The sequence below is a fragment of the Pseudomonas sp. HMSC067G02 genome (assembly GCF_001813485.1).
Lineage (GTDB): Bacteria > Pseudomonadota > Gammaproteobacteria > Pseudomonadales > Pseudomonadaceae > Pseudomonas > Pseudomonas aeruginosa.
This window is the reverse complement of record NZ_KV812623.1, coordinates 50333-64946: the sequence shown is the minus strand read 5'-3', so window position 1 is coordinate 64946 and position 14614 is coordinate 50333. Positions and strand designations below refer to the sequence as shown.

General features: G+C 64.4%; 11 protein-coding genes and 1 pseudogene. 6 read left to right on the top strand and 6 right to left on the bottom strand.

Features of this window, described 5'->3' with window-relative positions:
• Nucleotides 1-242: 242 nt before the first annotated feature.
• From HMPREF2914_RS02070 to HMPREF2914_RS02060, 3 genes are all read left to right on the top strand, one after another.
• Nucleotides 243-767 carry an RNA polymerase sigma factor gene (locus HMPREF2914_RS02070; protein WP_003449595.1) on the top strand — a complete coding sequence of 175 codons (525 nt, stop codon included), beginning with the start codon at nt 243-245 and terminating at the stop codon, nt 765-767.
• Nucleotides 764-1606, top strand: coding sequence for a FecR family protein (locus tag HMPREF2914_RS02065; RefSeq protein WP_003101998.1), 843 nt, complete (start codon nt 764-766; stop codon nt 1604-1606). Before HMPREF2914_RS02070 ends, HMPREF2914_RS02065 begins: the two co-directional genes overlap by 4 nt.
• Nucleotides 1607-1683: 77 nt before the next feature.
• Nucleotides 1684-4125 (top strand): TonB-dependent receptor, encoded by a 2442-nt coding sequence (locus HMPREF2914_RS02060; RefSeq protein WP_009314849.1) that lies wholly within the window; start codon nt 1684-1686, stop codon nt 4123-4125.
• Nucleotides 4126-4284: 159 nt separating this feature from the next.
• Here HMPREF2914_RS02060 and HMPREF2914_RS02055 read toward each other — a convergent pair whose 3' ends face one another.
• Together HMPREF2914_RS02055 and HMPREF2914_RS02050 are read right to left on the bottom strand one after the other, a co-directional pair.
• On the bottom strand, nt 4285-5121 hold the full coding sequence (locus HMPREF2914_RS02055; RefSeq protein ID WP_003109588.1) for a PhzF family phenazine biosynthesis protein: 837 nt from the start codon (nt 5119-5121) through the stop codon (nt 4285-4287).
• Between the two features lie 299 nt (nt 5122-5420).
• Nucleotides 5421-6065 carry a TetR/AcrR family transcriptional regulator gene (locus HMPREF2914_RS02050; RefSeq protein ID WP_019485174.1) on the bottom strand — a complete coding sequence of 215 codons (645 nt, stop codon included), beginning with the start codon at nt 6063-6065 and terminating at the stop codon, nt 5421-5423.
• A gap of 111 nt (nt 6066-6176) precedes the next feature.
• On the opposite strand from HMPREF2914_RS02050, the gene HMPREF2914_RS02045 reads away from it, so the two are divergent.
• Both HMPREF2914_RS02045 and HMPREF2914_RS02040 read left to right on the top strand, forming a co-directional pair.
• On the top strand, nt 6177-7070 hold the full coding sequence (locus HMPREF2914_RS02045; RefSeq protein ID WP_003086934.1) for an NAD(P)/FAD-dependent oxidoreductase: 894 nt from the start codon (nt 6177-6179) through the stop codon (nt 7068-7070).
• Nucleotides 7071-7091: 21 nt separating this feature from the next.
• The gene (locus HMPREF2914_RS02040) at nt 7092-7565 is read left to right on the top strand and encodes a methyltransferase family protein (RefSeq protein WP_003086935.1); all 474 of its coding nucleotides are present in this window, start codon (nt 7092-7094) and stop codon (nt 7563-7565) included.
• 484 nt (nt 7566-8049) lie between these two features.
• Here the strand turns inward: HMPREF2914_RS02040 and HMPREF2914_RS02035 are convergent, their stop codons facing one another.
• The 4 genes from HMPREF2914_RS02035 to HMPREF2914_RS02020 form a co-directional block, all read right to left on the bottom strand.
• Nucleotides 8050-8856, bottom strand: a complete 807-nt coding sequence (locus tag HMPREF2914_RS02035; protein ID WP_003124979.1) for an oxidoreductase — start codon at nt 8854-8856, stop codon at nt 8050-8052.
• 30 nt (nt 8857-8886) lie between these two features.
• On the bottom strand, nt 8887-11976 hold the full coding sequence (locus HMPREF2914_RS02030; RefSeq protein ID WP_003133339.1) for an efflux RND transporter permease subunit: 3090 nt from the start codon (nt 11974-11976) through the stop codon (nt 8887-8889).
• Nucleotides 11973-13088, bottom strand: a complete 1116-nt coding sequence (locus tag HMPREF2914_RS02025; RefSeq protein ID WP_003162328.1) for an efflux RND transporter periplasmic adaptor subunit — start codon at nt 13086-13088, stop codon at nt 11973-11975. The genes HMPREF2914_RS02030 and HMPREF2914_RS02025 overlap by 4 nt, the downstream gene beginning before the upstream one ends.
• A 71-nt stretch (nt 13089-13159) precedes the next feature.
• On the bottom strand, nt 13160-13777 hold the full coding sequence (locus HMPREF2914_RS02020; protein ID WP_003133334.1) for a TetR/AcrR family transcriptional regulator: 618 nt from the start codon (nt 13775-13777) through the stop codon (nt 13160-13162).
• A gap of 262 nt (nt 13778-14039) precedes the next feature.
• On the opposite strand from HMPREF2914_RS02020, the pseudogene HMPREF2914_RS02010 reads away from it, so the two are divergent.
• Nucleotides 14040-14450: pseudogene (locus HMPREF2914_RS02010) on the top strand (TolC family protein); the annotation flags it as partial.
• Between the last annotated feature and the right edge of the window lie 164 nt (nt 14451-14614).

Genomic DNA, 14614 nt, shown 5'->3' with positions numbered 1-14614 from the left:
GCAGACACCGATAACCGACGGAGGCGGTGCCCCCCGGCAAGGCCGGGGGGTTGAGTAGCGGGGCGAAAAGGGGATCCCTCTCCGCCCTGGCTCGGCAGTTGCGCGGTCGGGCGAAAGCCACCTGCCCGCTACGCACGCCAACCCAGGCAATCCCTGACGATGACCGGTCTTTCATCTGCGACTGTTTCTCATTTACACTCGACCCCCATTCTTCGGAGCCAGGCTCCTTTCCTGGGTGCATCGTGCCGTTCGATCCCGCCAAGCCGACGCTGTTGTCCACACTGGTTCGTCACTACGAGGAACTGGTCGACCATGTTCGCCGGCGCTTCGGCGACCGGGGCATGGCGCGCGAAGTGGTGCACGACGTGTGCGTGCAGTTGCTCGAACGCGACGAGAAGGAGGACGTGCACACGCCCCTGGCCCTGCTGCGGAAAATCTCCCACGACACCGCCGTGAGCCGCTATCGTAGCGACCGTCGTCGAACCGCCTGGGTGGAAGCCGTCGCCGAGCTTCCGGAAGTCGCCTGCATGGCGGCGACGCCCATGGGTCGCCATGAGGCCGAGCGCGAGTTCCAGGCACTGGTCGACGCCATCGCCACGCTTCCTCCTCGCTGCCAGGCCGTTTTCGTCATGCACAAGATCCACGAAGTTCCCCAGGCGCAAGTCGCCGACCGCCTCGGCATCTCCGTCAAGACCGTGGAAAAGCACCTGCGCCTCGGACTGGCGGCCTGCCGGGAACGGCTCGGCCGCGGCGAGGCACGGCCATGACCCAGCCCTCGAAACGGAATGGGCAGGTTCCGCTGGACGACGCCCTGGAGCGCCATCGCGACGCGCTGAAGGACCTGTTCCCGCTGCCGCCCTCCCGGCCGAAATCGCGCAAGGCAAGCAAGGCGGCCGGCGTCGCGCTATTGCTGGCGCTGGCCATCGGCGCCCTGGCCTGGCTGGACCCGGCCTACAAGCGCGAGCGCTTCGCCACCGCCATCGGTGAGCGGCGCGACGTGACCCTGGCCGACGGCAGCCAGCTCCTGCTCGACAGCGGCAGCCAGATCGAGGTCAGTTGGCACCCGCTCAGCCGCCGGGTCGCGTTGCGCGCGGGGCAGGTGCTTTTCGAGGTATCCCCGGCGCGCTATCGGCCCTTCGTGGTGTCCGCGGGTTCGACCGACATCCGCGTGCTCGGCACCCGGTTCAACGTGCGCCGCCTGGACGACGATGTCCGCGTGACCCTGGAGCGTGGCCGGGTGGAGGTCGGCACCTCGGCTACGGCGCAAGCGCCAGTCGTGCTCCTGCCGGGCCAGCAGGTCGATGCCATTGGCGGGCAACTGATGCCGCTGGCCAAGGTCGATGCCGCCACGGCGATGGCCTGGAAAGACGACCGCCTGGTCTTCGAGCGCACGCCCCTGGGCGAAGCCGTCGCGCTGCTGCGCCATTATCGCAAGGCGCCCATTCTCCTGGACGACCCCAGCCTGGCCTCCCTCCGGCTGACCGGCGTCTTCGCCGCGCACAACGCCGACCGGCTGCTCGACCTGCTGCCGAGCATCCTTCCCGTGGCCGTGTCGCGGCAGGAGGACGGCAGCGTCGAGATCCAACGCAAATCGACGCGAAAATAATTCTCGGACGCAGGTAGGGTTTCCCGCGCGCCGTGGCGGCTATCCAGGAAAAGCCAACCTGCATAGGAAATCGAGACGTGCATTTTTCCCTCCGCAGTCGCCACCTGCGTCCTTCATTGCTCGCCAGCAGCCTGCTCCTGGCGGTGTCGGCCCAGGGCCAGGAAAAGCTCGACGTGGATCTGCCCGCCGCGCCGCTCGGCCAGGCGATCAACGCCCTCGCGCAACAATCCTCGGTACAGATCCTCTTCGCCGGCGATCTCGGCGCCGGCCGCCAGGCGCCCGCGCTGAAGGGGCGTTTCACCCCCGAAGAGGCATTGCGCCAGTTGCTCAGGGACAGCGGCCTGAAGGCGCAGGCCAGGGACGAACATACCTTCATCGTCGTTCCGGCCAGCGAAGCCGCCGTGCCCGCTACGCATGCCCGCAGCGAACCGCTGGACATGGAGCAGATGGAAATCACCGCCTCGCGCACCAGCAGCGACCTGGTCTCCGCCACGCGCCAGTCCACCGTCATCGAGCATGCCCAACTGGAGGAGCTGCGCCAGGGCTCCGACAGCCTGGCCACCGTGCTGGCCAAGGCGGTGCCGGGGATGTCCGATTCCAGCCGCACCATCACCGAATACGGCCAGACCCTGCGCGGGCGCAGCATGCTGGTGATGGTCGACGGCGTGCCGCTGAACACCAACCGCGACTCCTCGCGCAACCTGGCCAACATCGACCCGGCGCTGATCGAGCGGATCGAGGTGATCCGTGGCAGCAGCGCCATCTACGGCAGCGGCGCCACCGGCGGGATCATCTCCATCACCACCCGTCCGGCCGGCGGCGAGAACCGCGCGGAAACCCGCCTCAGCGCCACCTCGCCGCTGACCCGGCTGGGCAGCGATGGCCTCGGCGGCCAGTTCCAGCAATACTTCGCCGGCTCCCTGGGGGCGCTCGACTATTCGTTCGACTTCGGCACCCGCCACGTCGGCGCTTCCTACGACGCCCATGGCGACCGCATCGCCCCGGAACCCAGCCAGGGCGACCTGTTCGACTCGAACGTCTACAACATCGGCGGCAAGCTCGGCCTGCGCATCGACGAGAACCAGCGCGTGCAGCTCGCCCTCAGCCACTACGACGCCCGCCAGGACACCGACTACGCCACCGACCCGAGGGTCGCCAGGCTGCCGGCGGGCTCGGTCCCGGCCAACGCGATCAAGGGCCTGGAGCTGGACGAGCAGAACCGCATCCGCAACACCCTGGCGAACCTCGAGTACGAGAACCTCGACATCCTCGGCAGCCGGCTCTCCGCGCAGCTCTACTACCGCGACTACTTCACCCGCTTCACCCCGTTCGACGCCCGCGCCGTTTCCACCCGCGGCGGCAACGTCGACCAGATCATGCAGAACAGCGAAGTGTTCGGCAGCCGCCTGACCCTGCGCACGCCGCTGGGCGAAAGCGGCAATACCGAACTGGTCTGGGGCGGCGACTACAACCAGGAACGCAGCGACATGCCGCTCGACGTGTTCGACCCGGCGGCCTACGACGCCAGCGGCGGGCTGGTCTTCGACAAGATCGGCAAGCTCACCTACATGCCGCCGCTACGCACCCGCAGCGCCGGCGCGTTCGCCCAGTTGCAGCATCGCTTCGACGAACACTGGTCGATCGACGGCGGCCTGCGCTACGAATACTCCACCGCCGAATTCGACGACTTCATCCCGCTCTCCGAGTCCAAGGCAGCCTCGCCGGTGACCGTCAAGGGCGGCGACCTCGACTACGACGCGGTGCTGTCGAACCTCGGCATCGTCTATTCGCCGGTGGCTGGCCAGGAAATCTATGCCTCCTTCAGCCAGGGCTTCCAGTTGCCCGACGTCGGCATCCAGCTGCGCAACGCCCGCCGTGGCTTCGATATCGGCTCCTCGAACCTCGAACCGGTGAAGACCAACAACTACGAACTCGGCTGGCGTGGCGCCATCGGCGGCAACACCCTGGGCAGCCTGGCGCTGTTCTACACCACCTCCAAGCTGGGCGACGTGCAGAGCTTCAACAACGGCCTGATCCTCACCCGCACCAAGGAGCGCATCTACGGCGTCGAGGCCAGCGCCGACTGGCTCAGCGACGACGAAGTCTGGGGCGCGGGCGGCAGCGCCACCTGGATGCGCGGACGCGAGAAGCCGGACGGCAAGGACTGGCAGGACATGACCGGCTACCGCGTGCCGCCGCTGAAGCTGACCGCCTACCTGCAATACAAGCCGGATGCCGACTGGAACAACCGCCTGCAGGCCACCTTCTTCGACTCCAAGGACTACCGTCTCGACGGCGTGGAAAGCTTCGGCCGGCGCCAGGTCAGCACCTACACCACGGTCGACCTGGTCAGCCAGTACCGCATCACCCCCGACGACCAGTTGAGCCTGGGCATCCAGAACCTGTTCAACCGCGACTACTACCCGCTCTACAGCCAGTTGCTGCGCAACAACAACAACACCAGCCACCTGCCGGCGCCGGGCACGGTGCTGACGGCGAGCTATACGCACAACTGGTGAGGGGAGGGCGGAGCCACCGGGGCTGGGCGGGCCCGGTGGGCAGGAGGGTGCTTCCAGAGGGAAGGCGGCCCCGTTGTCATGGGCAGGCATTTCCGTCCAATGCCGGACGCCGATCCAGGTCGGTCAGGTAATGGGGAAGGACAGGGTACGCCGTCCCGCTCAGAACACGACCTGCCCCGACATGCCCGGCTGCACCTCACCGCCGATCCAGATATCGCCGCCGATCTGCTCGACGCTTATCCGCCCCCGGCGACCCAAGGCCGTGCCCTGGCTCGCCGTGTAGCGCCCGGGCATGACTCCCGTGCCGATCAGCCATTGCGCCAGGCTCGCGTTGAGGCTGCCGGTAACGGGGTCTTCATTGAGTTCCTCGCCCATGAAGGCGCGCACTTCCACATCCGCCTCCGCCTGGGGACCTTGCCAGGGCGCGACCACGCCCACGTTGAGCCCGTCGAGCTTCGCGTAGTCCGGGCGAATGGCCAGGACCTCGTCACGCGTGGCCAGCCGAACGGCGACCCAGCCGGGTCCGTTGTCCACCCATTGGCTGCCGAGTACCTGCCCCGGGGACAGGCCAAGCCCGCTCTCGATCCGTCGCAACACCTCGTCTTCGACCGCTCCGCCACGAAGCAGGGGAGGCGCCGCGAACGACAGCAAGGCGCCCTTGCGGCGGATGCGGATCAGGCCCGCCAGACACTCCTGGACGATCTCGTCAGCAGCATTGCCGCCCCCCTGGTTCAGCCAGACCTGGCAGCTCCCCAGCGTCGGATGCCCGGCAAAGGGCAACTCCCGCAACGGGGTGAAGATCCTCACGCGATAGTCGGCTTCGGCAACGGTCGGCCGCAGCAGGAAGGTCGTCTCGCTCAACTGGGTCCAGGCGGCGAACTCGAGCATCTGCTGGCTGCTCAGGCGGTCGGCGCCAATCACCACGGCAACGGCGTTGCCTTTGAAGGGCTGTTCGGAGAAGACATCGACTTGCTCGAAGGGTAACGAAACCGGCATGGAACCTCCTGTTGTTGTGGCGGGGGAGGATAGGCTAGAGAGCTGCCGTCCGAAACCGGAGGGGGAACTTTCGAGGGGGCTTGGGGGCTCTCGTCAGGGGCTGCAATCGGCCAATAGCAGCCGCTCCTGGCCAGAGACAGCAGCTTGAAGGAGTCGACGAATCTATGGTCGATTCAGGCTACGATGTTGAGCACTTGCGCCAGTACTGCGACAGTTATCGGACGCAGCCTGTGATTCCGCTGCGGCCCCTAAAGCGCAAACACAAGCCTGGGCCGAGCTGCCCCGGAGCAATTAAATGCTTATCCACCCGCGTGGTCGCTGCGACCGTGCGCGGCGATGAACATGGCGACGGCCGACCGGCAATAGGATTCTATTTCGTCCTCTGCTCTCGCCTGATCGAATCGGGCGATCATCAATAGATCGGAGCCTTTGAAGAGCGCGGCAAACAAGCGGGCGGCTTGGAGGGGATCGGGCACGTTGAGAAGCGCCTTCGCGTGAAGTTGGCGCAACAAGGCATCGATGTCGGCGATGACATGAGCGGCGCCGGCTTCGTAGTGGCGCTTGCTCAGGGCGTTTTGACTCGTTTTATCGGCCATGACCATGGCTTCGATACTGCTGACGTCTGGTCTCAATAGCGTGCGCAGCAGTGATGTTCCCACCGCCATAAGTTGGTCTTCGACCGAACCTTCGACACCTTCAAGCAGGGCCTGTGGTGCAAACGACTGCTGGCAGCCGGCCGCGATGGCTGCGCTGAACAGCGCCTCCTTGTTCTCGAAACGCCTATAGATGCTGAGCTTGGATATCTTCGCCCGCTGGGCGACCTTGTCCAGCGTCGTCGCTTGAAAACCCAATTCCACAAAAAGTTCGCTCGCGGCGTCGAGTATCGTTTGGGCAAGCGCCTCGTTGGTGGGCCGACCGCGCCGTGCCTGTATGGTTTCGGTCATGATATTGGTACTTTACAGTATCTTAATTTAAGATTTAGGATACCACTCAGTGTCTTAAATGAGCAATCCAAGGGCTTGGCTACAACCTGCCCTCCAGCGGAGCCCATCACCATGAATGACGTCATCATCATCGGCGGAAGTTTTGCAGGTCTCGCCGCCGCTTTGCAGCTCGGCCGTGCCCGTCGCAAGGTCATCGTTCTCGATACCGGTCGGCCGCGTAACCGCTTTGCCGGCCATTCGCATGGTCTGCTCGGTCACGATCACACGCCGCCGCTGGACATCCTGGCCGCGGCGCGGCAGCAGTTGACGCGCTATCCAACGGTCAGGCTAGTCAATGCCCGGGCAGAGAAGATTTCTGGCGTAATAGACGATTTCTGCGTTGTCACTGACGATCACGAAAGCCTAAAGGCCCGCCGCGTGATCCTGAGCTATGGCGTTGCCGATCAGATGCCTGATGTTCCAGGCTTTGCCGAGAGTTGGGGCACGTCCATCGTCCCCTGCCCCTATTGCGACGGCTTTGAAGCCGCCGGCCAGCATTGGGGCCTCGTGTGGTCCGGCCCGCAATCGCACAACCAGGTCAGGCTGTTCCTCGATTGGACCGACAGGTTGACTGTCTTTGCCGATGGTCACGACATTACACCTGATATCCAGGCCGATCTGGCGCACCGCAACATACCTGTCGTCGACGGACGGATCGTCGAGATCGCCCATCACCAGGGGCATATCGCTACCGTCAATCTCGACACTGGCTCCACTGTCGCGGTCGACATCCTGTTTGCTCATCCGCGCAACAAGCCGTCCGCAAACCTGCATGAATCGTTGGGCCTTGCCACGATGGATACGCCCACCGGCGTCGTGCTCAAGGTCGACGAGCGCCGCCAAACCAGCACGCCTGGCATCTATGCCGCCGGCGATCTCACCACCCCCATATTGCCCTCGGTCACCCAGGCATCATCGCAGGGCGCGATGGCGGGTATTTTCGCCCAGCAGTCGATGCTGGCTTGAGCCCATAGAGAGGAGATGAACATGGCCGTCGAGCCGGACAGCGCGGGGGTGCGCTTCCCTCCGCCCTTCATCTATCTGGGAGCGCTGCTGTTGGGGCTGGCGGCGGAGCGGTTCGTCGCCCTGCACTCTTTCGGCATCGATTGGTGGTTGCTGATCGCAATGGGCGCGCTGCCGTTCGCTGCCGGCGCGGTAATGATGCTTGCGGCGGCGGGGCTGTTCCGGCGTCTGGGCACCAACATTCCGCCGTCGCGACCAACGACCCTCATCGCAACGACCGGTCCCTATCGGTGGACGCGCAATCCCATGTATCTCGGCATGGCGCTTATCTATGCAGGCCTTGCGGTCGGCTTCGACGGACCGATCGCCTTCGCGTTGCTTCCGTTGGTGTTGGTCGCGATCCAGACGCAGGTGATCGCCCGCGAGGAGCGCTATCTCGAAGCAAAGTTCGGCGACGACTACCGCCGCTACAAGGCCGAGGTTCGCCGCTGGCTCTGACTATTCCGCAACTGCCGCCTGCGGGATTTTCTGATAACCAACACCGACTTTCTTGCCACGGCTACTGAATGGGCCCTGAGTTCGTAGATAACCAAGGGTCGCTTCTGGCCGGAAGCTGACACTAGTGGCGGGCAGCTACGGCCGTAATCGGACGCTCCAACCAATGTCAGAATCTAAGCTGACATCGCAAGTAGAGCGACAAAATGAAGTTCGTCTTCGCTTTGGGCACTCAGAGTTTCGATGTCTTAGACACGTCCAAATGGCCTATGCATAGACTTGGGCGAAGATTTCGACGGCTGCAGCTAGCCGCGCTTTGCTAACTGCCGAGGGGCTGCTGCAGTCTAGGCCCGAGTGGCCGGCCTGCAGGCGCGTCCATATCGTCTCGCTGCCACAGCATAGAGGGCTGACGATGCCCAGGCCGGTAACGACGATACGTGTGCTGTGTTCTCTGTGCATGGTGTGGTCTCGTACGTGAAGAGGTGAATCAGCCGAGGCCGAAGGTCTTGCGCAGGCCCGAGTCGACTGGGCCTGCCGGCATAAAGCGGCGCAGGCGTCTGAGCAGGGTGGCCTCGCCTTTGGGGGTGTGGCGCATTTTCCACGCGCCCAGGGCGGCCTCGACGATGGTCGCGGCGACCGCATCGGGCAAAGGTGCCTTCTGCACGTTCATCTGGATGGCCTGGGAGACGGTTGCCCGCTCGCTGTCGTAGGTAGCGATACGCAGGGCGGCCTGTGGCGCGTTGAGGTCCAGGCTGGTCTTGGTGAACGAAGGCTCGACCAACGCGACGCGAATGCCGAAGCGCCGCACCTCGTGATCCAGGGTCTCGGACAAACCCTCCACTGCATGTTTGGAAGCCGAGTACAGGCCCATGTAGGGTGCTGGCAGGAAGCCGAGCACCGAACTGACGTTGACGATGCGCCCTGCGCTTTGCTTGCGCATCTGCGGCAGTACCGCCTGGGTAACGCGCAGGACGCCGAAGACGTTGGTGTCGAACAGCGCCTGGGCCTCGTCGATGGCGGTTTCCTCTGTCGCACCGAGCAGTGTGGTGCCAGCATTGTTGACCAGTACGTCGATGCGCCCAGCTTCTGCAATCACATGTTCGATGCTCTGGCGAATCGAGGCTTCGTCACGAATATCCAGGTGAATCAGCTCGACACCGGGGATGGCCTGCGCAGTGGCCGGGTTGCGCACGCTGCCGAACACGCGGCAACCGCGTCCGGCGAACTGTTCGGCCGCCGTGCGACCGATGCCTGATGACACGCCGGTTATGACGACCACTGGGGAGTTGGGCATGGCAGTTACTCTCGATCAGGGAAGGGCTGTTCATGCAGGTTGTGCCTGCGCGAGTGGCTCGTGGGGGATGGGGCGGATGCCGAACCAGATGGCGTACATGGCCGGCAGGAACACCAGGGTCAGCACGGTGCCGGCGAAGGTGCCGCCGATCAGGGTGTAGGCGAGGGTGCCCCAGAACACGGAATGCGTAAGTGGGATGAACGCCAGGATCGCCGCCAGCGCGGTGAGGATCACCGGCCGAGCGCGTTGCACGGTGGCTTCGACCACGGCGCGGAACGGATCGAGACCCGCCGCTTCGTTCTGGCGAATCTGCCCGATCAGGATCAGCGTGTTACGCATGAGGATGCCGGACAGCGCGATCAGCCCGACCAGCGCGTTGATGCCGAACGGCTGCTGGAACAGGATCAGCGTCGGCACTACGCCGATCAGCCCCAGCGGGCTGGTGAGAAAGACCATGATCATCGCGGCGATCGAGCGCACCTGCAGGATGATGATGATCAACGTGACGGCCAGCATGATCGGGAACAGCGGCAGCATGGCCTTGCTGGCTTTGCCCGATTCCTCGATGGAGCCCGCTTGCTCGATGCGATAGCCGCTCGGCAGCCTGTCGATGATGGGTTGCAACTGCTGGCTGATGGCGGTCGACACGTCTGGCGGTTGCAAGCCTTCGGCGATATCGCCACGCACTGTGATAGTCGGCACCCGGTCGCGCCAGCGCATGATCGGCTCTTCCATGCGTACCTCCACTTCGCCAATCTGCGACAGCGGGATGCGCTGACCATTGGCGCCGGCCAGGGTGAAATCCATCACCCGTGCCGGGTCGAGGCGAATATCGCCAGCGGCACGGGCCATGACCTGCACCGTGCGGATGTCTTCGCGTACGGCGGTGACGGGCACGCCGCTGAGCAAAAACTGCAGCTGCTGCGCAACGGCACTGGAGGTTAGCCCCACCGCTTGCAGGCGATCTTGCTGCAGATTGAAGTGCAGCGTGGGAGCGCGGGTGCCCCAGTCGGTATTGACCGTCCGCATCAGCGGGCTGGCATCCATCACTTGGCGCACCTCGCTGGCGATCTCGCGCAGGCGTTGCGGATCCGGGCCGCTAATCCGGTAGGCCACCGGGTAGGGCGAGTAGGGGCCGAACACCAATTGACTGACGCGCACCTGCGCCTCGCTGGCCAGACCCTCGGCAATCGCCTTGCGCAGCCTGTGCTTGAGTGCCTCGCGCTCATCCGGGTTGTCGGTGCGTACGACGATCTTGGCGAACGACGGATCCGGCAGTTCCGGGCTCATGGCCATGAAGAAGCGCGGTGCGCCCTGGCCGAGGTACGCCGTGACGATCTTCGCCTCTGCCTGCTGGGCCAGCCAGGCTTCGACTTTTTCCGCAGCTGCGCTGGTCTGGAGGATCGAGGTGCCATAAGGCATCTGTACCTCGACCATGACTTCGGGGCGGTCGGAGATGGGGAAGAACTGTTTCTTGACCAGCGCCATGCCGAGCACGGCCGTCACGAACAGCCCTATCACTGAACCTGCGACCAGCCACTTGTGGGCGATCACCTTACCCAGAATCCGACGAAAGTGGTTGTAGCGCGGAGTGTCGTAGATGGCGTCGTGACCGCCCTCGACCTTCTTGATCTCGGGCAGCAGCTTGACGCCGAAGTACGGCGTGAAGATCACCGCGACCAGCCAGGAAGCGATCAGCGCGATGCCGACGATCCAGAACATGTTGCTGGTGTATTCGCCGGCCGTGGAGCGGGCGAAGCCGTTGGGCATGAAGCCGACGGCGGTAACCAGGGTGCCGGAGAGCATCGGCGCCGCTGTGTGGCTCCAGGCATAGGCGGAGGCCCGCACACGGTCGTAGCCTTCCTCCATCTTCACCACCATCATCTCGATGGCGATGATGGCGTCGTCTACCAGCAGGCCAAGGGCGAGGATCAGCGAGCCCAGGGTTATGCGGTCGAAGTTCTTGCCAGTGGCGGCCATCACCACGAAGACCATCGCCAGAGTCAGCGGCACTGCCACCGCGACTACCACGCCGACGCGCCAGCCCATGCTGACGAAGCACACCAGCATCACCACCAGCAGCGCGACGAAGAACTTGATCATGAACTCGTCGACGGACGCGCTGATGTTGACGGCCTGGTCGGTGACCTTGCTCAGGCTCATGCCCAGCGGCAGCTCAGCGTTGATCTGCTGCACTTCATCGTTCAAGGCCTTGCCCAGGTCGAGCCCGTTCCAGCCTTCACGCATGATGATGCCGAGCAACAGGGCCGGTTCGCCGCCGTTGCGAATCAGAAAGGTGGCCGGGTCTTCGTAGCCGCGCTTGACCGTGGCAACATCGGAAAGCTTCAAGGTGCGGCCTTGGGCGATGATCGGAGTGTCACGAATCTTCTCTAGCTCATCGAAGGCACCGTCCAGACGCAGGAACACGTCGGGGCCACGGGTTTCCACGGAGCCGGCCGGGGTCAGGGCGTTCTGCCCGTTGAGCGCGGCGAACACGTCCTGGGGACCGATGCCCAGGGTGGCCAGGCGCTCGTGGGAGAACTCGACGAAGATGCGCTCGGCCTGTTCGCCGATGATGTTGACCTTCTTCACGCCCGGTACATGCAGCAGGCGCTGACGCAGGGTCTCGGCGTCGCGCACCAGGTGGCGTTGCGGCTCGCCCCTGGCTTTGAGCGCGAACAGGGCGAAGGTGACGTCCGAATACTCATCGTTGACCAGCGGGCCGATCACCCCGGTAGGCAGCGTCTTGGCCTCGTCGCTGATCTTCTTGCGCGCCTGGTAGAACTCCTCGAGCACCTCCGAGGGTGGGGTGGTGTCGAGCAGCGACAGGGTGGTGAAGGCCAGCCCCGGGCGTGTATAGGTTTCGCTGCGGTCGTACCAGCGCAGTTCCTGCAGGCGCTTCTCGATCTTCTCGGCGACCTGATCCTGCATTTCCTGGGCGGTGGCGCCCGGCCAGGCGGTGACGATGGTCATGACCTTGATGGTGAAGGCCGGGTCTTCGGCACGCCCCAGCTTGAAGAAGGCGACGAGACCCGCCAGGGAGATCAGGCAGACCAGGAACAGGGTGACGGAGCGCTCGCGCACGGCGAGTGCGGAGAGGTTGAAACGACCTTCGCTCATGGCTGGCCTTCCTCGGCTGCCGCCACGGTGGCCGGCTCGGCCAGGCGAACGGCCTGGCCGTCGCGCAGCAGGTGCGCGCCCAGGGCGACGATCTGGTCGCCCGGCTTGATCGCGCCGCTGATGCGAGCGCTCTCATCATCCAGCGACTGAACGTTTACGGGCGTCCACGCCACCTCTGCGGGCTCTCCGCGAATCATCCAGATGCCAGGCCCGTTGCCTGCGTCGTACAGCGCGGCGATGGGCACCTGCACTGTGCTTGGTGAAGCAGTTTGCGGATCGCTGATTTGCACGGTGATGGTGGTGCCCAGCGGCGCGTCGGACAGCTCGCCTTCGAGCACGTAACGCGCCTCGAAAGTGCGGGTCTGGCGGTCGGCGACATCCGACAGCTGGCGCAGTCGGGTGGCGACGCTGACGTCTTGCCTGCCGAAGAGCTTGGCCTCAGCGCTGGAACCGACTGCTGGACGCAGGGTTTCCGGCAGTTGCACCAGGGCTTCGCGTGGGCCGGCATGTGCAAGCCGTACCACGGCCTGGCCGGCGCTGACCACCTGGCCTGGCTCGGCCAGTGTCTCCATGACGATACCGTCGGCATCGGCGAGCAGCTCGGCGTAGCGGGTGGCGTTACCGGCAACCTTGGCTTGGGCCTCGGCTGCACTGAGTTGCGCGCGAGCCGCATCCGCCGCTGCCTTGTATTGGTCGTAGGCAGATGCCGATACCGCGCCAGTGCCGCGCAGGGCGCGGTAACGAGCTTCGTCATCGCTGGCCTGCTGAGCCCGTGCCCGCGCTGCGGTCACCGCCTCGCGCTGGGCATGGGCGGCGAGTTGCAGGTCGATAGGATCGAGGCGCAAAAGCACCTGGCCACGCTTGACGGTCTGGCCGGTATCGACCAGGCGCTGCAACACCTTGCCGGACACGCGGAAACCCAGGTCGCTCTGCACCCTGGCCGCGACGATGCCGGTGAAGGCGCGCGATGTAGCGGTTGCCGACTGGATGGTGGTGATGCGAACCAGTGGCGCGTCAGTGCGGGGATCGGGGGGCGTCTGGTCGCTACAGGCGAGCAGCACGAACGGAATTACACCGACCAGGGGGGACAGAAGGAGGTTGCGCCGGCGCATGAGGAACCCGTTGCGAAGTCGTAGGGAGCCTCACTTTGATTCTTGTGACCAATTTAGTCAATAGTCACTAATCAGGGTGACAGACTGCGCAACACCAGGCTGGACAGCAGGGCCGGCGCTTCATCGGTGGTTTCGAGCCCGTACTGGAGCAGCAGCGGGTTGAAATAGGGGCGCATGATCAGGTGGATCGCGCGGGTGGTTTCATCCAGAGGCGTCTTGCGCTCGAAGTCGCCGCTCTGCCGGCCCTGCTGCAGGATCTCGCGAAGGGTCTGCTCGATGAAGCCTTCGTAGAGCAGGGTTGCCGGCCAGCGCCCGGAGGCGGCGGAGGCGGCGATTTCGTAGAGTTTTCGATCCTGGAAGAACAGCCGCAGGCAGGCTTCCATCAGCACCTTGAGCATGCGCCTCAGCTTCTCCGGCGGGCTGTCCACCTCATGGATGGCAGCATTCACCTCGGTCTGTATCTGCTGTAGGCAGCTCGAGCAGATCATCTCGCCGATGGCCTGCTTGGACTCGAAGAACTTGTAGATATAGGCCTTGGAAAAACCGATGGCCTTGGCCAGGTCGGAAACCGTGGTCTTCTCGTAGCCATACAGGCGGAAGTGCTCGGTCGCCGCTGCCACGATCTGATCACGCACCTCGTGATCCACCGGACCACGTGCTGCAACTTTGGGGGAGGGGGTCTTGTTCATGGGGGATAGCCTACAGAGCGGCAGGGTGATAGACAATTAGTGACCAAAAAGTATTATGGTCACAATTTCTGCAATCTCCTCCCTTGCCCTGGAAGAACATCCATGCTGTCGAAGCGACTCCTCGTTGTACTGATCAGTACCGACCTGGTGGGAGGCTGCGCGGTTGGCCCCGATTACCAGCGTCCCGAGATTTCCCTGTCCGAGCGCTTCCTGGGGCAGGAGGCTGTCGAGCAGCGGCCTGTGAGTTCCATGGGCGATTTGATCGATTGGTGTGCTGGGGCTGCGTTGGCGCCTGTTTGACTTCGGCCGCATCGATGCCCAGATCGACCTGGCCAAAGGGCAGGAAGCCGAGCAACTGGCGGCTTACCGCCTCGCCGTGCTGCGCGCCACCGAGGACGTGGAAAACGCCTTCTCGGCACTGGTCAAGCGTGAGCAGCAGGCCAACGTGCTTGAGCAGGGCGTGGATTCGCTCAGCCGCGCGCGGCAGGCATCGTTCGAGGCCTACCAGCAGGGCGTCGTCAGCTTGATCGAAGTGCTGCAGGCCGACGACAACCTGCTGCGCGCCGCCGATGCCCGAGCCCAGGCGCAAACCGAGTCGGCCCGCACTGGCGTTGCGGCATTCAAAGCGTTGGGCGGTGGCTGGAAGGTGCCCGAGGCGCTTGCGGCCAAGTGATTGCAATGCTGTATCAGGTAGTTGCTTTGTGCTGATCTTCAGTAACTAGTGATGGCGATGCCGACAGTCCGTTATTGGCCGTAGCTGCCCGCCACTAGTGTCAGCTTCCGGCCAGAAGCAGCCGCTCGATTTGGGCTGAATCTTACCTGTGGCGTTGCGTAGTC